Raw genomic sequence first — 14,724 nt, 5'->3', positions numbered from 1 at the left:
GCAACAGTTACCTCAATGAGTGCACAATCTGTCTAGTCGTGGGCGGCCTCTTCGGGTAATTCTGTACAGCATGACAATCGACGAGCTCGACTCCCGGCTGATCGCCCTGCTGACCGCCGAGCCCCGGCTCGGCGTGCTGGAGTGCTCGCGGCGGCTCGGCGTGGCCCGCGGCACGGTCCAGGCCCGGCTCGACCGGCTCATGGACAGGGGGGTGATCACGGGCTTCGGCCCCGACGTGTCGCCCGCCGCGCTCGGCTACCACGTGACCGCGTTCGTCAGCATGGAGATCAGGCAGGTGGCCGGGCACGATCCGGTGGCCGACCGGCTGGCCGCCATCCCCGAGGTGCTGGAGGTGCACACGATCACCGGTGACAGCGATCTGCTGTGCCGCGTGGTCGCCAGAACGAACGCCGATTTACAGCGGGTTATCGATCGGATCGTCGATGTTCACGGCGTACTCCGGACTAATTCGATCATCGCACTCGACACCCCGGTTCCCTACCGAGTGCTGCCTTTGGTCGCCGATGTTCCGCATCGGGGGGCCGGGTAGACGTACTATCGCTGAGGGACTAGGCACCATTGTCGATCGTTTACCCTTACCATTCGCCCAGCTTGCGGGGGTTGGGCGAGGCTTGACGAGGGGGGTCGAGGGTGCGGAGTGGCGGTGGTATCGGAATGCGGAAACGGCGGCGGATTCTCCGGGTTCTCCTGGTTTCGATCGGCACGGGAATCGTCGTACTGGCCGGGCTTTTCGCCATTGCCTGGGCTTTGACTCCGATTCCGGATACGACCCAGAAGCAGGCGACCGCGCAGGGCTCGGTGATCTATTACCGCGACGGGAAAAGCGTGCTCGCCCGGCAGGGCATCGACCGCAGGAAGGTCGAGCTGGCCCGGGTGCCCAAGCACGTGCGCGACGCGGTGATCGCCGCCGAGAACCGCTCGTTCTACGAGGACGCCGGGGTCTCGCTCAAGGGCACCGGCCGGGCCGTCTGGTCCACCGTGACCGGCCAGCAGCTCCAGGGCGGCTCCACCATCACCCAGCAGCTCGTGCGCAACTACTACAGCGGGCTCAGCCAGGAACGCTCCGTCACCAGGAAGTTCAAGGAGATCCTCATCGCGATGAAGGTCGACCAGTCCAAGTCGAAGGACTGGGTGCTGGAGCAGTACCTGAACACGATCTACTTCGGCCGCGGCGCCAACGGCGTGCAGTCGGCCGCCCGCGCCTACTTCGGCAAGGACGTCGAGGACCTGTCGGTCTCGGAGGGGGCGTACCTGGCGGCGGTGATCCAGCAGCCCAGCCGCTTCGCCGACCCCAAGGGCTCCGACCTGGTCGCGGCCAGGGAACGCTGGCAGTCGGTGATCAACGCGATGGGCCAGACCGGCTCGCTGACCACCGAGCAGGTGGCCGCCCAGCGCTTCCCCGAGCTGGCGGCCCCGAAGAAGCCGTTCGAGCTCAAGGGCCAGGCCCAGTACATGCTGGAGCAGGTCACGGCCGAGCTGAACCGGCGCGGCTACACCGACGAGGACATCAACAGCGGCGGCCTCAAGATCGTCACCACGTTCGACAAGAAGCTCATGCAGGCCGCCCAGCGGGCGGTGGAGGACACGCTGCCGGACAGCACGCCCAAGAAGGTGCGCACGGGCCTGGCCGCCGTCGATCCCGCCACGGGCGAGGTCATCGCCTTCTACGGGGGCAGGCCGTCGCAGTCGAAGTACTACGACAGCGCCTTCTCGGCCAAGGTGATGGCCGGGTCCACGTTCAAGCCGTACACGCTGGCCGCCGCGCTGAACAACGGCTTCGACCTGTCCACCAGGGTCGACGGCAACTCGCCGCTGCGCGTCGCCTCGGCGTCCCAGGCGATCCCCAACGACGGCGACCGTTCCTACGGCCAGATCAACCTGGTCAGCGCCACCCAGAACTCCGTCAACACCGCCTTCGTGGACCTCGGCCAGAAGGTCGGCCTGGACAAGGTGGCCGCGACCGCCGAGGCGGCCGGCATCCCCGCCGCCCAGCTCGACAAGCAGAAGGAGGCCGCCTCCTTCCCGCTCGGCGTCTCCTCCGTCAGCGCCGTCCAGAACGCCTCGGGCTTCTCCACCTTCGCCAACAAGGGCGTGCACGTGGAGGCGCACGTGGTCAGGTCGGTCACCGACGCGGAGGGCCGCAAGGAGATGGTCAAGCCGGTCGAGACCAAGGTGGTGGACGAGCAGGCCGCGGCCGACACGATCTATGCGATGCAGCAGGTCGTCAAGTACGGCACCGGCACCGCCGCCCGCCTCTACGACCGTCCGGTGGCGGGCAAGACCGGCACCACCGACGACTCCAGGTCCGTCTGGTTCAACGGCTTCACGCCGCAGCTCGCGGTGGCGGTGAACATGTTCCGCGACGACAACGCCACGGTCTCCATCCCCGGGTACGGCACGCAGTTCGGCGGCCAGCTGCCCGCGCAGATCTGGCGGGCGTTCATGACCGAGGCGATGGAGGGCGAGCCGGTCGAGGAGTTCCCCGAGCCGTCGGAGTACGGCTGGTCGTCCGGCTACTCCGAGCCCGACCGCGACAGCGACGTGCCCGAGCAGCAGTATTCGCCGCCGCCGAGCCAGGACGACTGGGACGGGCCCGAGCCCGACTCCAGCCAGCCGCCGTTCACCGACCCGCCCATGACCGAGGCGCCGGAGAACGACGGGCCGGAGGAGCAGCCGGAGCAGACGTCCCCGCCCGACACCGAGATCCCCGACCAGCCGTCGGTGCAGGAGACCGAGGAGGGCGACGGCAGGAGCGGCCGCCCCCAGCAGGTGAACCGCTAGGCCCGGGCAGGGCCTGAGCCGGGCTCCGCGCGCGAGGCACGCGGGCCGTCAGGCGCCCCGAGCCGCCTTTCCTGTCAGCCGCCCGAGCCGAGCTCCGCGCGCAGCTCCTCCACCGTCGTCACCGGCATCCGGCAGGTGAACCCCCTGCACACGTACGCGGCGGGCGCCTCACCGACCGGCCCGCGACCCTCCAGCAGGGCGGGGAAGACGCTCTCGCGCGGCACGAGCGGATCGCCGGTGCCCCGGTCGCCGGTGCCCCGGTCGGCGGTGTCGCCCCGGCCGAGCGCGACCACGAGCCCGGGCGCGTCGGCGAGCAGCGCCTCCCGGTGCAGCGCCGCCGTACGCGGATCGTCGGCGGGCCCGACGACGGCCACCTCCACGGGCCCCGACAGCGCTGCCCGCGCCACGGCCAGCCCCCACCCGGCGAACCTGGCGTGCCCGGCCGCCAGCACCGACACGGTGCCGAGCGCGGCCTGGGCGGCCTCACGGTGCCGCGTGGAGCCGGTCAGGGCGCCGTAGGAGAGCAGGGCGCCGGCGGCGGCGTACTGGCCGGAGGGGGTGGCGTTGTCGGTGGGGTCCTGCGGGCGCTGGAAGAGCCGCTCGGCGTCGTCGGCGGTGTCGTAGAAGCCGCCCTCGCCGTCGGAGAAGCGGTCGAGCACGGTGTCGAGCAGCGAGCCCGCCAGCCGCAGCCACCGGGCCTCGCCCGTCACGCCGTACAGGGAGATCAGGCCCTCGGCCAGGTCGGCGTAGTCCTCCAGGACCCCGGCGTTGGTGCCCGCCCGGCCGTCCCTGGACGTGCGCAGCAGCCTGCCGTCGGCCAGGTGGGTGCGGGCCAGCAGCTCGGCCGCCTCGGTGGCCGCCGTCACCAGGTCGGGGCGCTCGAACACCACCCCGGTCTCGGCCAGGGCGGCGATCGCCAGGCCGTTCCAGGAGGCCACGACCTTGTCGTCGCGCCCGGGACGCACCCGGCGCTCCCTGGCGGCCAGCAGCCGCGCGCGCACGTCCGCGTAACGCCCGGGGTCCTCGGGGTCGCGCAGGAGCTGCAGCACGGAGGCGCCGTGCTCGAACGTGCCCGCGGGCGTCACCTCGAACAGCCCGGCGGCCCACCGGCCGTCGTCCTCGCCGAGGACCTCGCGCAGCTCCTCGGGGGTCCAGACGTAGAACTTGCCCTCCACGCCCTCGCTGTCGGCGTCGAGCGCGGAGGCGAAGCCGCCCTCCGGCGTGCGCAGCTCGCGCAGCAGCCAGCCGGCCGTCTCCAGCGCCACCCGCCTGGCCAGCTCGCCGCCGCCCGCCTTCCACCAGTGCGTGTAGACGCGCAGCAGCAGGGCGTTGTCGTAGAGCATCTTCTCGAAGTGCGGCACCACCCAGCGCGCGTCCACGCTGTAGCGCGCGAACCCGCCGCCGAGCTGGTCGTACATGCCGCCCCTGGCCATCGCCGCCAGCGTCTTGCCGCTCATCTCGCGCTCGCCCGAGCGCAGCAGGAACTCCAGCACCATCGACGGCGGGAACTTCGGCGCCCCGCCGAACCCGCCGTTCGCCGCGTCGAACGACTCCCGCAGGTTGTGCTCGGCCTGCCGCAGCGTCTCCTCGCCTGGCAGCGGGCCGGTGGGCAGCGTGGTGTTCGCGTTGAGCGCCTCCACCACCTTCGCGCCCTGCTTGAGCACCGACTCCCTGTCGCCCGTCCACACGCGGTGCACCTCGGTGAGCAGGCGCTGGAAGTGCGGGCGCGGGAAGTAGGTGCCGCAGTAGAACGGGTGGCCGTCGGGCGTGGCGAACACCGTCATCGGCCAGCCGCCCTGGTGCGTCATGGCCTGCGTGGCGCCCATGTAGACGGCGTCCACGTCGGGCCGCTCCTCGCGGTCGACCTTGATGTTGACGAAGTGCTCGTTCATCAGCCGCGCCGTCTCGGCGTCCTCGAAGCTCTCGTGGGCCATGACGTGGCACCAGTGGCACGCCGAGTACCCCACGCTGATGAGCAGCGGCACGTCACGGCGGCGGGCCTGCGCGAACGCCTCCTCGCCCCACGGGTGCCAGTCGACCGGGTTGTCCGCGTGCTGCAGCAGGTAAGGGCTCGTCGCGTCTTTCAAGCGGTTCATCAGGACCTCCACCGCCCACCCTAGACGGCGGCGGCTCGCCGCCACGGCAGCCCGGTGCGCGACGATGACTGAGCGGGCTGCCACGGCGTAGGTTACGTGCGTGGATATGGACTTCGTCTGCGCCCAGGCCGGTCGTCCGGCGACGGCCCTCACGCGCAGAGACGTGGCACGGGCACTGCTCGCCGTGCCGTCGGGCGTGGCGCTCGTGGCGCTGCCCGACCTGCGGCGGGCCATGATGGCTGCGGGCAACCCGCTCTCCCTGGCGTTCTGGGACTCCGCCAAGGCGACGCTGAGCTCGATCGAGGCCGGGGTGGCCACGGTGGGCGACGTGCAGCGGTGGGTGGAGTCCACGGGCACTGAGCCGATCCTGATGACGCCCAGCTACTTCGTCTGGCCGGAGGAGGACGAGCGCGGGCCCGTGGCGAGTGAGATGTTCGCCCGGCTGGTGGCCTACCTGGAGGAGCGGGTGGCGGCCGGGGAGATCGACCCCGACGCGCTGGCCGCCGGCGACCCCGACGCCCGCTCGGCCTACGAGGAGCTGCAGGAGCGCTGGCTGGGCGCGGCGCTGCCGGACGGGCGGGTGCCGGGCTTCGCGGTCAGCGACGAGCAGGACGAGGAGCTGTTCGCGGCCTGGGACGAGGAGGAGGCGTTCGCGCTGTCGGAGCTGCGGCGGATCCTGGCGGAGCTGCCCAAGCAGCCCGAGGTGCCCGTCGCGGCGCTGGACGCGGCCGCCACGCGGCTGCGCGCGCTGCTGGCCCTGCCCGGCTATCCCGCCAACGTGCTGCGGGCCTGCGCCGGGTTCGGCGACCGGCCGGTGCCCGACGACGACATGGAGCTGTGGCTGTCGGTGGCGGCGGGCATCGCCGGGCCGATCTCGGACCTGTCGGACGGCGAGGACGTCCTGGAGGAGTTCACCGACCTCGACGGGGACCTGAGCGAGGAGGACGCCGCGCTGGCCAACCTCTGCGCGATCCAGCACGCCGACTGGCTGGCCGGGGTGGCGGCGCTGGTGCGGCTGGGCCCCGGGGTGCTGGCCTCGCCCGAGCGCATGGCGCGCCTGATCGCCGAGTCGGAGGACATCGACATCGACGAGCAGGACGAGGACGACCTCGACGCGACGGAGGGCCTGTTCGAGTCGGTGGTGAGCCTGTGGCGGCTGCTCGGCGTCGTGGACGACGACGAGGTGCTCACCCCGCTGGGCTGGTGGGGGCTGCCCAAGGCGCTCGAACGCGCCTGGTCGCCCGCGCAGGAGTGACCGCTCGGCCCACCGGGCGCCCAGGGGTTGGGGCTCAGCCCACCAGGCTCTGGAACTCCGGATGGCGCTCGATGTACTTGGCGACGTAGGGGCAGCGCGGCTCGACCCGCAGGCCGGTGTCGGCGCTCGCCTGCAGGGCGTGCCCGACGAGCTTGCCCGCCAGCCCCTGACCCTCGTAGGCGGGCAGCACCTCGGTGTGCGTGAAGATGATCTTCGTGGGCAGCAGCAGGTAGTCGGCGAACCCGGCGACCTTGCCGTCCACGAGGATCTCGAACCGGCTCTGCGTCGAGTTGTCGACGATCTCGATTGCCATCTACTTCTTGGCCTTCTCGTCCTCGCGGGCCGCCTCGGCCTCGATCTCGCCCTCGCGCGGCACCTGGATCTTCGACATCTGCTTGTTCATCGACTTGATCAGGATGTACAGGGCGAACCCGAGCAGGGCCACGACGACGAACCCGAGCAGGCCCGGGCTCACTTCACCTGCTGCTAGAACCATCACCCCTCCAGTCTGCCACCGAGGTGCCGTGGTCCGGCCAGCGGTCCGCTCAGTGGCAGGCGGGCTCGACCTCGTCGGCGTGGATGCCCGCGAACAGGTCGTCCTCCGGCAGCTCGGTGTCCACCAGCGAGCGCGCCAGGTGGTAGTCCTCGGTCGGCCAGATCTCCTGCTGCAGCTCGCGCGGGCAGACGAACCACCAGCTGTCGGGGTCGACCTGGGTGGCGTGCGCCTTCAGCGCCTCGTCGCGGATCTCGAAGTACTCGCCGCACGGCACCCGCGTGGTCACCGGCCACTTGGCCGGGCGGTCCTCCCAGCGGGAGATCCAGTCGGCGTACGGGGAGCCCAGGCCGCGCTCGGTCATCGCCTCGTGCAGCGCCTCGAAGCGCTCCTTGGTGAAGCCCATCTGGTAGTAGAGCTTGAGCGGCTGCCAGGGGTCGCCGGTGCCCGGGTAGCGGTCGGGGTCGCCGGCCGCCTCGAACGCCTCCACGGAGACCCTGTTCGTCATGATGTGGTCGGGGTGCGGGTAACCGCCGTCGTCGTCATAGGTGATGATCACGTGCGGCCTGAACGCGCGGACGGCCGCCACCAGCGGCGCCGAGGCGTCCTCCAGCTTCTGCAGGGCGAAGCAGCCCTCAGGAAGCTGCTCGTCCTCGTTCTCCGGCAGCCCGGAGTCCACGAAACCCATGAAACGCTGCTCGACACCGAGGATCTCGCGCGCCCTGGCCATCTCGGCCTTGCGCACCTCCCCGATGTTGGCGACGATCTCAGGCCGGTCCATCTTGGGGTTGAGCACGGATCCGCGCTCACCGCCCGTGAGGGTACAGACCAGCACTTCCACGCCTTCACGCACGTAACGCGCCATCGTGGCGGCGCCCTTGCTCGACTCGTCGTCGGGGTGGGCGTGAACGGCCATCAGCCTCAGCGGTGCACTCACGGGCTCGAAGCTCCTCAGTCGGGACCGGTCAGTCGCCCAGAGAGGTTAGTTTCTGCTGGGCGGTCGCGAGGGCACACCCCCCGCGGGCGACAATTGTCTCGGATAACGCTGAGGGAGTGCAGGGAGATTCCGCCATGGTCACCAGAGATGCCGGGAACGGGCCAGTTCTCGGCACGCCCGACGACTTTCCAGACCGACCCAGACGAGGTGGCCGGCTTGTCGTCCACGTGGTGATCGGCGTGCTCGTGGCCATCATCGCAGGTGGCTGGGGCTACGTGATGTGGTCGATGACGGCCGGGGGCTCGGAGGCGCCGGCCCAGGTCGTGACGTTCAAGGTGAACGGGCCCAGCAGGGCCGAGATCACCTTTGAGGTCTACAAGCCAGACGATAGGGTGGCCGTCTGCCGGATCAGGGCTCTGGACGTCAATCATGCGGAAGTGGGCAGCAAGGAAGTAAGAATCCCGCCTGGTGAGGGTAGTAAGCAGCTCAAGGAAAGCCTCGACACGAGTGGTCAGGCGACTTCCGTCCACATCCAGTACTGCAATCTCGTATAGTGAGACATTTGGGGAAGCGTTCGAGCGGTTAACTTGTTAGCCTTTCGCAATTCAACCGTACGCAACCTCAGATGATCTCAGGGCCCCCTAGGCAAGCAAGGAGAACCCGTGGCCGACTCTCGCGATGAGAACGTCACATGGCTGACGCAGGAGGCGTACGACCGCCTGAAGGCGGAGTACGAGTATCTCTCTGGCCCCGGGCGCGTCGACATCGCCAAGAAGATCGAGGCCGCCCGTGAAGAGGGCGACCTGCGCGAGAACGGCGGATACCACGCCGCCAAGGACGAGCAGGGCAAGATGGAGGCCCGGATCTTCCACCTCCGGCAGATTCTCGACAACGCCCAGGTGGGAGAGGCCCCCAAGGCGGAGGGTGTGGTGGGCCCCGGCATGACCGTGACCATCCGGTTCGTCGGCGACGACGACGAGGTCACCTTCCTGCTCGCCTCCCGCGAGGAGAGCGGCGCGCCGATCGACGTCTACTCGCCCAAGTCCCCCCTCGGGGCGGCGATCAACGGCAAGAAGATCGGTGAGAAGGCCACGTACTCCCTGCCCAACGGACGGCAGAACACCGTCGAGATCCTCGAGGCTGTGCCGTACATCGGCAACTGACCCCCCTGGACCACGACCGCCGGGCCCCCGTTGGCCCGGCGGAATTTTCGCATGGGTCCGGAATCCGGCAAGACCTCAGTTTCTTAGTCAAGACCCGTAAACGGCGTAATACCTACAAACTCGTGCCGTTCATCGTGGTGACCCTGGTCGCGGTGCTGACGGCCGATGTGCTGTTACTGACGCAGCCGGAGGCCACCCTCGCCCCCGGCGAGGTGGTGCGGGCCACTCCCCGGCAGACTCCGCTGGCGCAGAAGCGGCCGATGCAGCAGCCGCAGGCGCTCCCCACGGCGCAGCCGGTGGCGCCGCTGAGCAAGCTGCACAAGCCCAACCTGTTCGTGCTCACGCGCAAGCCGTTCACCAACGAGATGTTGCAGAAGGTCGCGAAGCTGTCCGGCGTGCGGGCGCTGGAGCTGGCCGACGCGGCCTCGGTCACGCTCGACGGCAAGCGCGTGCAGACGCTGGCGGTCAACCCCTCGACGTTCCGCTCGTACACCCCCAAGGTGACCGCCTCCTCCGACGCGCTGTGGCAGAACGTCGCGGCGGGCGACGTGGCGGTCTCGTTCGTGCTGGGCAACGACGGCGGGCTGGCGCTGCACAGCCGGGTGTCGGCGGGCGGCGCCGGGCGGCTGCGCATCGGCGCGTACGCCACCACGGGCTTCGGCGCCGTGGACGCGGTCGTGTCCAAGGAGGTCGGCCGCGCGCTGGGGCTGCCCCGCGACAACGCGCTCATCGTCAGCGCGCCCAAGGCGAACTCCGCCACGCTGAGCAAGCGGATCATGAAGGCGCTGGGCAAGGGCACGCAGGTGGCCACGGTCAACCCGGTGCTGCCCCAGCCGCAGCAGAAGGTGACCCAGCGCAACTGGCCGGCGGGCTCGTTCATGACCGGCGAGCAGCTCACGGTGGCGCTCAGGGCGGCGGTGTCCAAGCTGGGCCGCCCGTACGTGTGGGGCGCCGAGGGCCCCGAGACCTTCGACTGCTCCGGCCTGGTCCAGTGGGCCTACGGGCAGGCGGGGGTGCGCATGCCCCGCGTGACGCACCAGCAGTGGGTGACGGGACCGCAGGTGCCCTACTCGCAGGCGCACCCGGGCGACCTGCTCTTCTGGCGCAACGACCCGACGAACCCCGACTACATCTCGCACGTGGCGATCTACTGGGGCGACGGGAAGATGCTGCACGCGCCGCGCACCGGTGACGTGGTGAAGATCGTCCCGGTGAGCACCAGGAACCTGGCCGGGGTCGTCCGGGTGAGCCCCATCGCGGCGGCCAAGGTCCGCTGACCCTTCCCTGACCGACAGGTCCTCCTGTCTGCACGTGCATTCGGGCCGCAAGAATGTAATGTTGATTACATGGCAACAGATGAGGCGACCGCGCAGGTACGCGGCTGGTTCACCGGCCGGCTGCCCGAGGGCTGGTTCACCGGGGCGCCGGAGATCGTCCGGGACCGCGAGGAGATCGCGGTGCTCGGCACCCTGCCCGACCCGCCGGCCGACACCCCCGAGGCCGAGCGGCAGGCCCTGATCGAGGGGCTGGCCAGGAGGTTCAGGGAGGAGACACGCGAGCGGCGGATCGAGATCGCCAGGGAGGCCGAGCACCGGTTCCGCCAGAAGGTGTCCTGGGGCGTGGTCTGCGGCGGCGAGACTGTGATGTTCACCACACTGTCCGTGCCCGTCATGACGCGCCTGCGCCAGGCCGAGCGTCAGGTGCTCGACACGCTGGTGGCCGCCGGTGTGGCCAGGAGCCGCAGCGACGCGCTCGCCTGGTGCGTGCGCCTGGTCGGCAAGAACACCGACGAGTGGCTGGCCGAGCTGCGCGACGCCTTGCAGCACGTGGACCGCGTCCGCTCCGCGGGGCCCGACGTCCATTCATGAGAGCGGCCAGCGGAAACGGCTCAGGGAATGGACTAAACCACTTCGACAATTGGTTTAGACCAGCTTAATTGGACTGGACCACTGGGGTCCGGCAGGGTGAAAAATACCTCTTTTAAATCTCCTCCGCGTGGGTAGGCTCCCCCAATCGTCAGGGCCGCTGCCTGCGGCGACGCACCCAGACAATAGGTCTACGCCAATTGGCTTTCGGGGCGCTCCGTCGTTAATGATGACTGGGCCCTGAGAGAGTGGAGGAGTCAAGTCGTGTCCGTTTCCGTGGAAGTAGAAGCGCCCACCAGCAATCGCGAATTGGCCGCGTGGGTGAACGAGATCGCGGCCCTCACCCAGCCGGACCGCATCGAGTGGTGCGACGGCTCCGAGGAGGAGTGGACAAGGCTGACCAACCTCCTCGTGGAGCAGGGCACCCTCACGCGCCTGGCCGCCAGGCCCAACAGCTTCTACGCCAAGTCCGACCCCACCGACGTGGCACGGGTCGAGGACCGCACCTTCATCTGCTCCGAGCGCCGCGAGGACGCCGGGCCCACCAACAACTGGATCGCGCCCGGCGAGATGCGCCAGACGTTCGGCGAGCTGTTCAAGGGCTGCATGCGCGGCCGGACCATGTACGTGGTGCCGTTCTGCATGGGCCCGCTGGGCGGCGAGATCTCCCAGCTCGGGGTGGAGATCACCGACTCCGCGTACGTGGCCGTCTCGATGCGCGTCATGACGCGCATGGGCGAGCGGGCGCTGCGGCTGATCGAGGAGCGGGGCGACTTCGTCAAGGCGGTCCACTCCGTCGGGGCGCCGCTGGAGCCCGGCCAGGCCGACGTGCCGTGGCCGTGCAGCTCCACGAAGTACATCAGCCACTTCCCCGAGACCCGCGAGATCTGGTCCTACGGCTCCGGCTACGGCGGCAACGCGCTGCTCGGCAAGAAGTGCTACGCGCTGCGCATTGCCAGCGTGATGGCCCGCGACGAGGGCTGGCTGGCCGAGCACATGCTCATTCTCAAGCTGACCCCGCCCTCCGGCGAGACCCGCTACATCGCCGCCGCCTTCCCCAGCGCCTGCGGCAAGACCAACCTCGCCATGCTCAAGCCCACGATCCCGGGCTGGAAGGTCGAGACGATCGGCGACGACATCGCCTGGATGCGCTTCGGCGAGGACGGCCGCCTGTACGCCATCAACCCGGAGGCCGGCTTCTTCGGCGTGGCCCCCGGCACCGGCGAGGTGACCAACGCCAACGCCATCAAGACGCTCTGGGGCAACAGCATCTTCACCAACGTCGCGCTCACCGACGACGGCGACGTGTGGTGGGAGGGCCTCACCGAGGAGCCGCCCGCGCACCTGACCGACTGGAAGGGCCGCTCCTGGACGCCCGGCAGCGACGAGCCCGCCGCCCACCCCAACGCGCGCTTCACCACGCCTGCCTCGCAGTGCCCGACCATCGCGCCCGAATGGCAGGACCCCAAGGGCGTGCCCATCTCAGCGATCTTGTTCGGCGGTCGCCGCGCCACCGCCGTGCCTCTGGTCACGGAGTCGCTGAGCTGGCAGCACGGCGTCTTCCTCGGAGCCAACGTCGCCTCCGAGAAGACCGCCGCCGCCGAGGGCAAGGTCGGCGAGCTGCGCCACGACCCGTTCGCCATGCTGCCGTTCTGCGGCTACAACATGGGCGACTACTTCGGCCACTGGCTGGAGATCGGCCGTCGTGAGGGCGCCCGGCTGCCGCGCATCTACTACGTCAACTGGTTCAGGAAGAACGACGAGGGCACGTTCGTCTGGCCCGGCTTCGGCGAGAACAGCCGCGTGCTCAAGTGGATCGTGGAGCGGCTCAACGGCGAGGCCAAGGCCGTGCCGACGCCGATCGGCCTGCTGCCGGCCGACCTCGACACCGAGGGCCTCGACCTGTCCGAGGAGGACCTGCGCACGCTGCTCACCGTCGACCGGGAGGTCTGGCGCGAGGAGGCCGCGCTGATCCCGGGCCACTTCGACACCTTCGGCAGCCACCTGCCCAAGGAGCTGTGGGACGAGTACAACGCGCTGCTCGACCGCCTCGGCTGAGCGCGACTCCCTTGTGCGGTACGGCCCGGCCGTCTAGCTTGGCCGGACGCCGTACCGCCGCTCGGGAGGGGCTGCCGTGGATCTCGTCCTGCTCATCGCAGCCTTCGGAGTCTTCTTCCTGGTGAGCGCCGCCGAGCAGCGCGTCGAGCGGGAGCGCAGGCGCATCAGCGAGGCCACGCCGAGCGGCACGGGGCACCAGCTCTCCCACTACGAGCTGGCCTATCTCTCCGGCGGCCCGAGGCGGGCCGCCAACACGGCGCTGGCCGTCCTCGCGACGGCCGGCGCCGTCCGCGTGTCGCGCGCCTCTCTGGTCACCCCGGTGCACGGCGCGCACCCGTCGTCCGAGCCGATCGAGCAGGCGGTGCTCGACGCGCTGGCCGCCAGGCCGGGCGGCTACCGGGCGAGTGAGCTGCGGCGGGCGCTGGAGTCGCATCCGGCGCTCCTGTCGCTGGCCGGAGGGCTCGAAGCGCGCGGGCTGATCGTGCGCGAGGACGCGTTCGGCGCCGCGTGGCGGCGCAGGGACCGGCTCAAGCTCGCGGTGTGCGGCGCGCTGGGCTACCTGGTGCTGCTGGTCCTGCTGACGGCGATCGGCGTGGCGGGCCAGGAGAGCTACCTCTTCGGCACGTTCCTGATCTCCGGGTTCGCCGCGATCTCCGGCGTGGCGGCGCTGCTCCGGCAGCGCAGGCGGCTGCGCAACGTGCTGACCCGCGAGGGCCGCGACGTGCTGGTCTCCGCGCGCGACTACCACCGCAGGGGCGTGCGCGACCACCGCACGCTGGTCACCGCCGTCGGCATCCCCGTCGCCCTGTACGGGCTGAGCGACCTGGACGACCGGACCCTGTGCGACGGGCTCTCGGCCGGCGACCCGAACGGCGACTGCGCCGGCTCCTGCGGCTCGCACGGCGGCGAGGGCACGACGTACGGCAGCGACTCCTACGGCGGGCTGGACTTCGGCGGCGGCTCGTCGAGCTGTGGCGCAGGGTCGAGCAGTGGCGGTGGTTCCAGCTGTGGCGGCGGATCGAGCTGCGGGGGCGGATCCAGCGGGAGCTAAAGGAGCAAAACCTGGGCCCCGGCGGGCCGGGCCTTTACCTTGCGAACAAGTGTCTTTTCTGACACGCAGGCTGATCGGCCGCACGAGGGGAGGCCGCACATGGACCTGTTCCTGCTCATCGTATCGGTGGCCATCGCGGCTTACGCCGCCGTCACCGCCTCGGCGATCCATCGGGCGCGCATCGGGACTCGCGCCGACACCGGGGGCACCCGATCCGGGGACCTCGGCCACTACGAACTGGCGTTCCTGGCCGGGGACTCGGATCGGGTCGCCGACACCGCCATCGCTCTCCTGGCACGCCGCAACGACCTGCGCGTCTCACGCGGCGGGCTGGTGCACAAGGTCGTCACGAGCACGCTCGCGGACGACCCCATCGAGCAGCACGTGCTGAACCGGGTGGCCGAGGAATCGGGCCTGCCGGTGACGTCGCTCAAGGAGAGGGTCTACAGGAGCCTGCCGATGCAGCGGCTGGAGGAGCGCCTCACCGCGTGGGGGCTGGTCCTGTCGGACGGCGTCCTCGTCCAGGTCCGCAGGCTGCGCGTGCGGCTGCGGGTGCTGTCCGTGGCGGCGTACGCGGGCGTCGTCGTCGAGGGGCTGACCGCCGTGCTGGCCCCGAACCTGCCCGCCCTGCTCGCCACCGTGGTCTGCCTCGGTACGGTGATCGGCACCGAGTTCGTGCTCAGCGGCCGCCGGAACGACGCCCGGGCGAAGCTGACCCCGTACGGACGGGAGGCCCTGGGCGCGGCCACGCGGGCACATCCCAAGGGCGAGGAGGGGCCCGTCCAGCTCGCGCTGTACGGTCTGAGCCAGGTGCGCGACGCCGAGCTGCGCGACGGACTGCGCAGCACGCACGCGGCGGCGCCGGCGCGGCCTCGCAGGAGTCGCGGCGGGTCGTACTCCGGGGCCGGGTCCGGCGGCGGTGGCTGCGCCACCTACAGCAGCAGTTCGAGCTGCGGCGGGGGCAGCGGCTGCGGCGGCGGTGGTTGCGGAGGAGGAAGCTGACC

The 14,724-nt window shown here is 70.4% G+C and carries 14 protein-coding genes; 10 read left to right on the top strand and 4 right to left on the bottom strand.

From position 1 onward, the window contains the following. The first annotated feature begins 70 nt into the window (after positions 1-70). Together LCN96_RS50200 and LCN96_RS50195 are read left to right on the top strand one after the other, a co-directional pair. Entirely contained in the window at positions 71-550 is a 480-nt protein-coding gene (locus LCN96_RS50200) for an Lrp/AsnC family transcriptional regulator (RefSeq protein WP_225269459.1), read from the top strand. A gap of 218 nt (positions 551-768) precedes the next feature. Continuing rightward, complete coding sequence (locus LCN96_RS50195) at positions 769-2,802, top strand: transglycosylase domain-containing protein (protein WP_225269458.1); 2,034 nt, start codon at positions 769-771, stop codon at positions 2,800-2,802. Between the two features lie 74 nt (positions 2,803-2,876). Here LCN96_RS50195 and LCN96_RS50190 read toward each other — a convergent pair whose 3' ends face one another. Continuing rightward, positions 2,877-4,898: a thioredoxin domain-containing protein gene (locus tag LCN96_RS50190; RefSeq protein ID WP_225269457.1), complete on the bottom strand. Its 2,022-nt coding sequence runs from the start codon at positions 4,896-4,898 to the stop codon at positions 2,877-2,879. 106 nt (positions 4,899-5,004) lie between these two features. Here LCN96_RS50190 and LCN96_RS50185 point away from each other — a divergent pair, with 106 nt between their 5' ends. Beyond that, entirely contained in the window at positions 5,005-6,153 is a 1,149-nt protein-coding gene (locus LCN96_RS50185; protein WP_225276237.1) for a hypothetical protein, read from the top strand. Positions 6,154-6,187: 34 nt separating this feature from the next. Here the strand turns inward: LCN96_RS50185 and LCN96_RS50180 are convergent, their stop codons facing one another. The 3 genes from LCN96_RS50180 to mca are packed head-to-tail and all read right to left on the bottom strand — an operon-like array spanning position 6,188 to position 7,583. Further along, on the bottom strand, positions 6,188-6,466 hold the full coding sequence (locus LCN96_RS50180; RefSeq protein WP_225269456.1) for a GNAT family N-acetyltransferase: 279 nt from the start codon (positions 6,464-6,466) through the stop codon (positions 6,188-6,190). Then, positions 6,467-6,649 (bottom strand): hypothetical protein, encoded by a 183-nt coding sequence (locus tag LCN96_RS50175; protein ID WP_225269455.1) that lies wholly within the window; start codon positions 6,647-6,649, stop codon positions 6,467-6,469. Between the two features lie 49 nt (positions 6,650-6,698). Beyond that, positions 6,699-7,583: a mycothiol conjugate amidase Mca gene (mca, locus tag LCN96_RS50170; RefSeq protein WP_225269454.1), complete on the bottom strand. Its 885-nt coding sequence runs from the start codon at positions 7,581-7,583 to the stop codon at positions 6,699-6,701. 134 nt (positions 7,584-7,717) lie between these two features. Here mca and LCN96_RS50165 point away from each other — a divergent pair, with 134 nt between their 5' ends. The 7 genes from LCN96_RS50165 to LCN96_RS50135 all read left to right on the top strand — a co-directional run bounded on the left by LCN96_RS50165 (position 7,718) and on the right by LCN96_RS50135 (position 14,722). Continuing rightward, complete coding sequence (locus LCN96_RS50165; RefSeq protein WP_225269453.1) at positions 7,718-8,137, top strand: DUF4307 domain-containing protein; 420 nt, start codon at positions 7,718-7,720, stop codon at positions 8,135-8,137. A 108-nt stretch (positions 8,138-8,245) separates the two neighbouring features. Further along, positions 8,246-8,746: a transcription elongation factor GreA gene (gene greA, locus LCN96_RS50160; RefSeq protein ID WP_043628806.1), complete on the top strand. Its 501-nt coding sequence runs from the start codon at positions 8,246-8,248 to the stop codon at positions 8,744-8,746. Positions 8,747-8,868: 122 nt separating this feature from the next. Further along, on the top strand, positions 8,869-10,023 hold the full coding sequence (locus LCN96_RS50155) for a C40 family peptidase (protein ID WP_225269452.1): 1,155 nt from the start codon (positions 8,869-8,871) through the stop codon (positions 10,021-10,023). Between the two features lie 69 nt (positions 10,024-10,092). Further along, positions 10,093-10,614 carry a hypothetical protein gene (locus tag LCN96_RS50150; protein WP_311132128.1) on the top strand — a complete coding sequence of 174 codons (522 nt, stop codon included), beginning with the start codon at positions 10,093-10,095 and terminating at the stop codon, positions 10,612-10,614. Between the two features lie 261 nt (positions 10,615-10,875). Continuing rightward, complete coding sequence (locus LCN96_RS50145; protein WP_225269451.1) at positions 10,876-12,669, top strand: phosphoenolpyruvate carboxykinase (GTP); 1,794 nt, start codon at positions 10,876-10,878, stop codon at positions 12,667-12,669. Between the two features lie 76 nt (positions 12,670-12,745). Continuing rightward, the gene (locus LCN96_RS50140) at positions 12,746-13,720 is read left to right on the top strand and encodes a TIGR04222 domain-containing membrane protein (RefSeq protein ID WP_225269450.1); all 975 of its coding nucleotides are present in this window, start codon (positions 12,746-12,748) and stop codon (positions 13,718-13,720) included. Positions 13,721-13,819: 99 nt separating this feature from the next. Beyond that, positions 13,820-14,722 (top strand): TIGR04222 domain-containing membrane protein, encoded by a 903-nt coding sequence (locus LCN96_RS50135; protein ID WP_225269449.1) that lies wholly within the window; start codon positions 13,820-13,822, stop codon positions 14,720-14,722. The last annotated feature ends 2 nt before the right edge of the window (positions 14,723-14,724 follow it).

This window comes from Nonomuraea gerenzanensis, assembly GCF_020215645.1.
GTDB classification, from domain to species: domain Bacteria; phylum Actinomycetota; class Actinomycetes; order Streptosporangiales; family Streptosporangiaceae; genus Nonomuraea; species Nonomuraea gerenzanensis.
The sequence above is the reverse complement of the archived record's forward strand: the minus strand, read 5'-3'. Positions and strand labels throughout refer to the sequence as shown.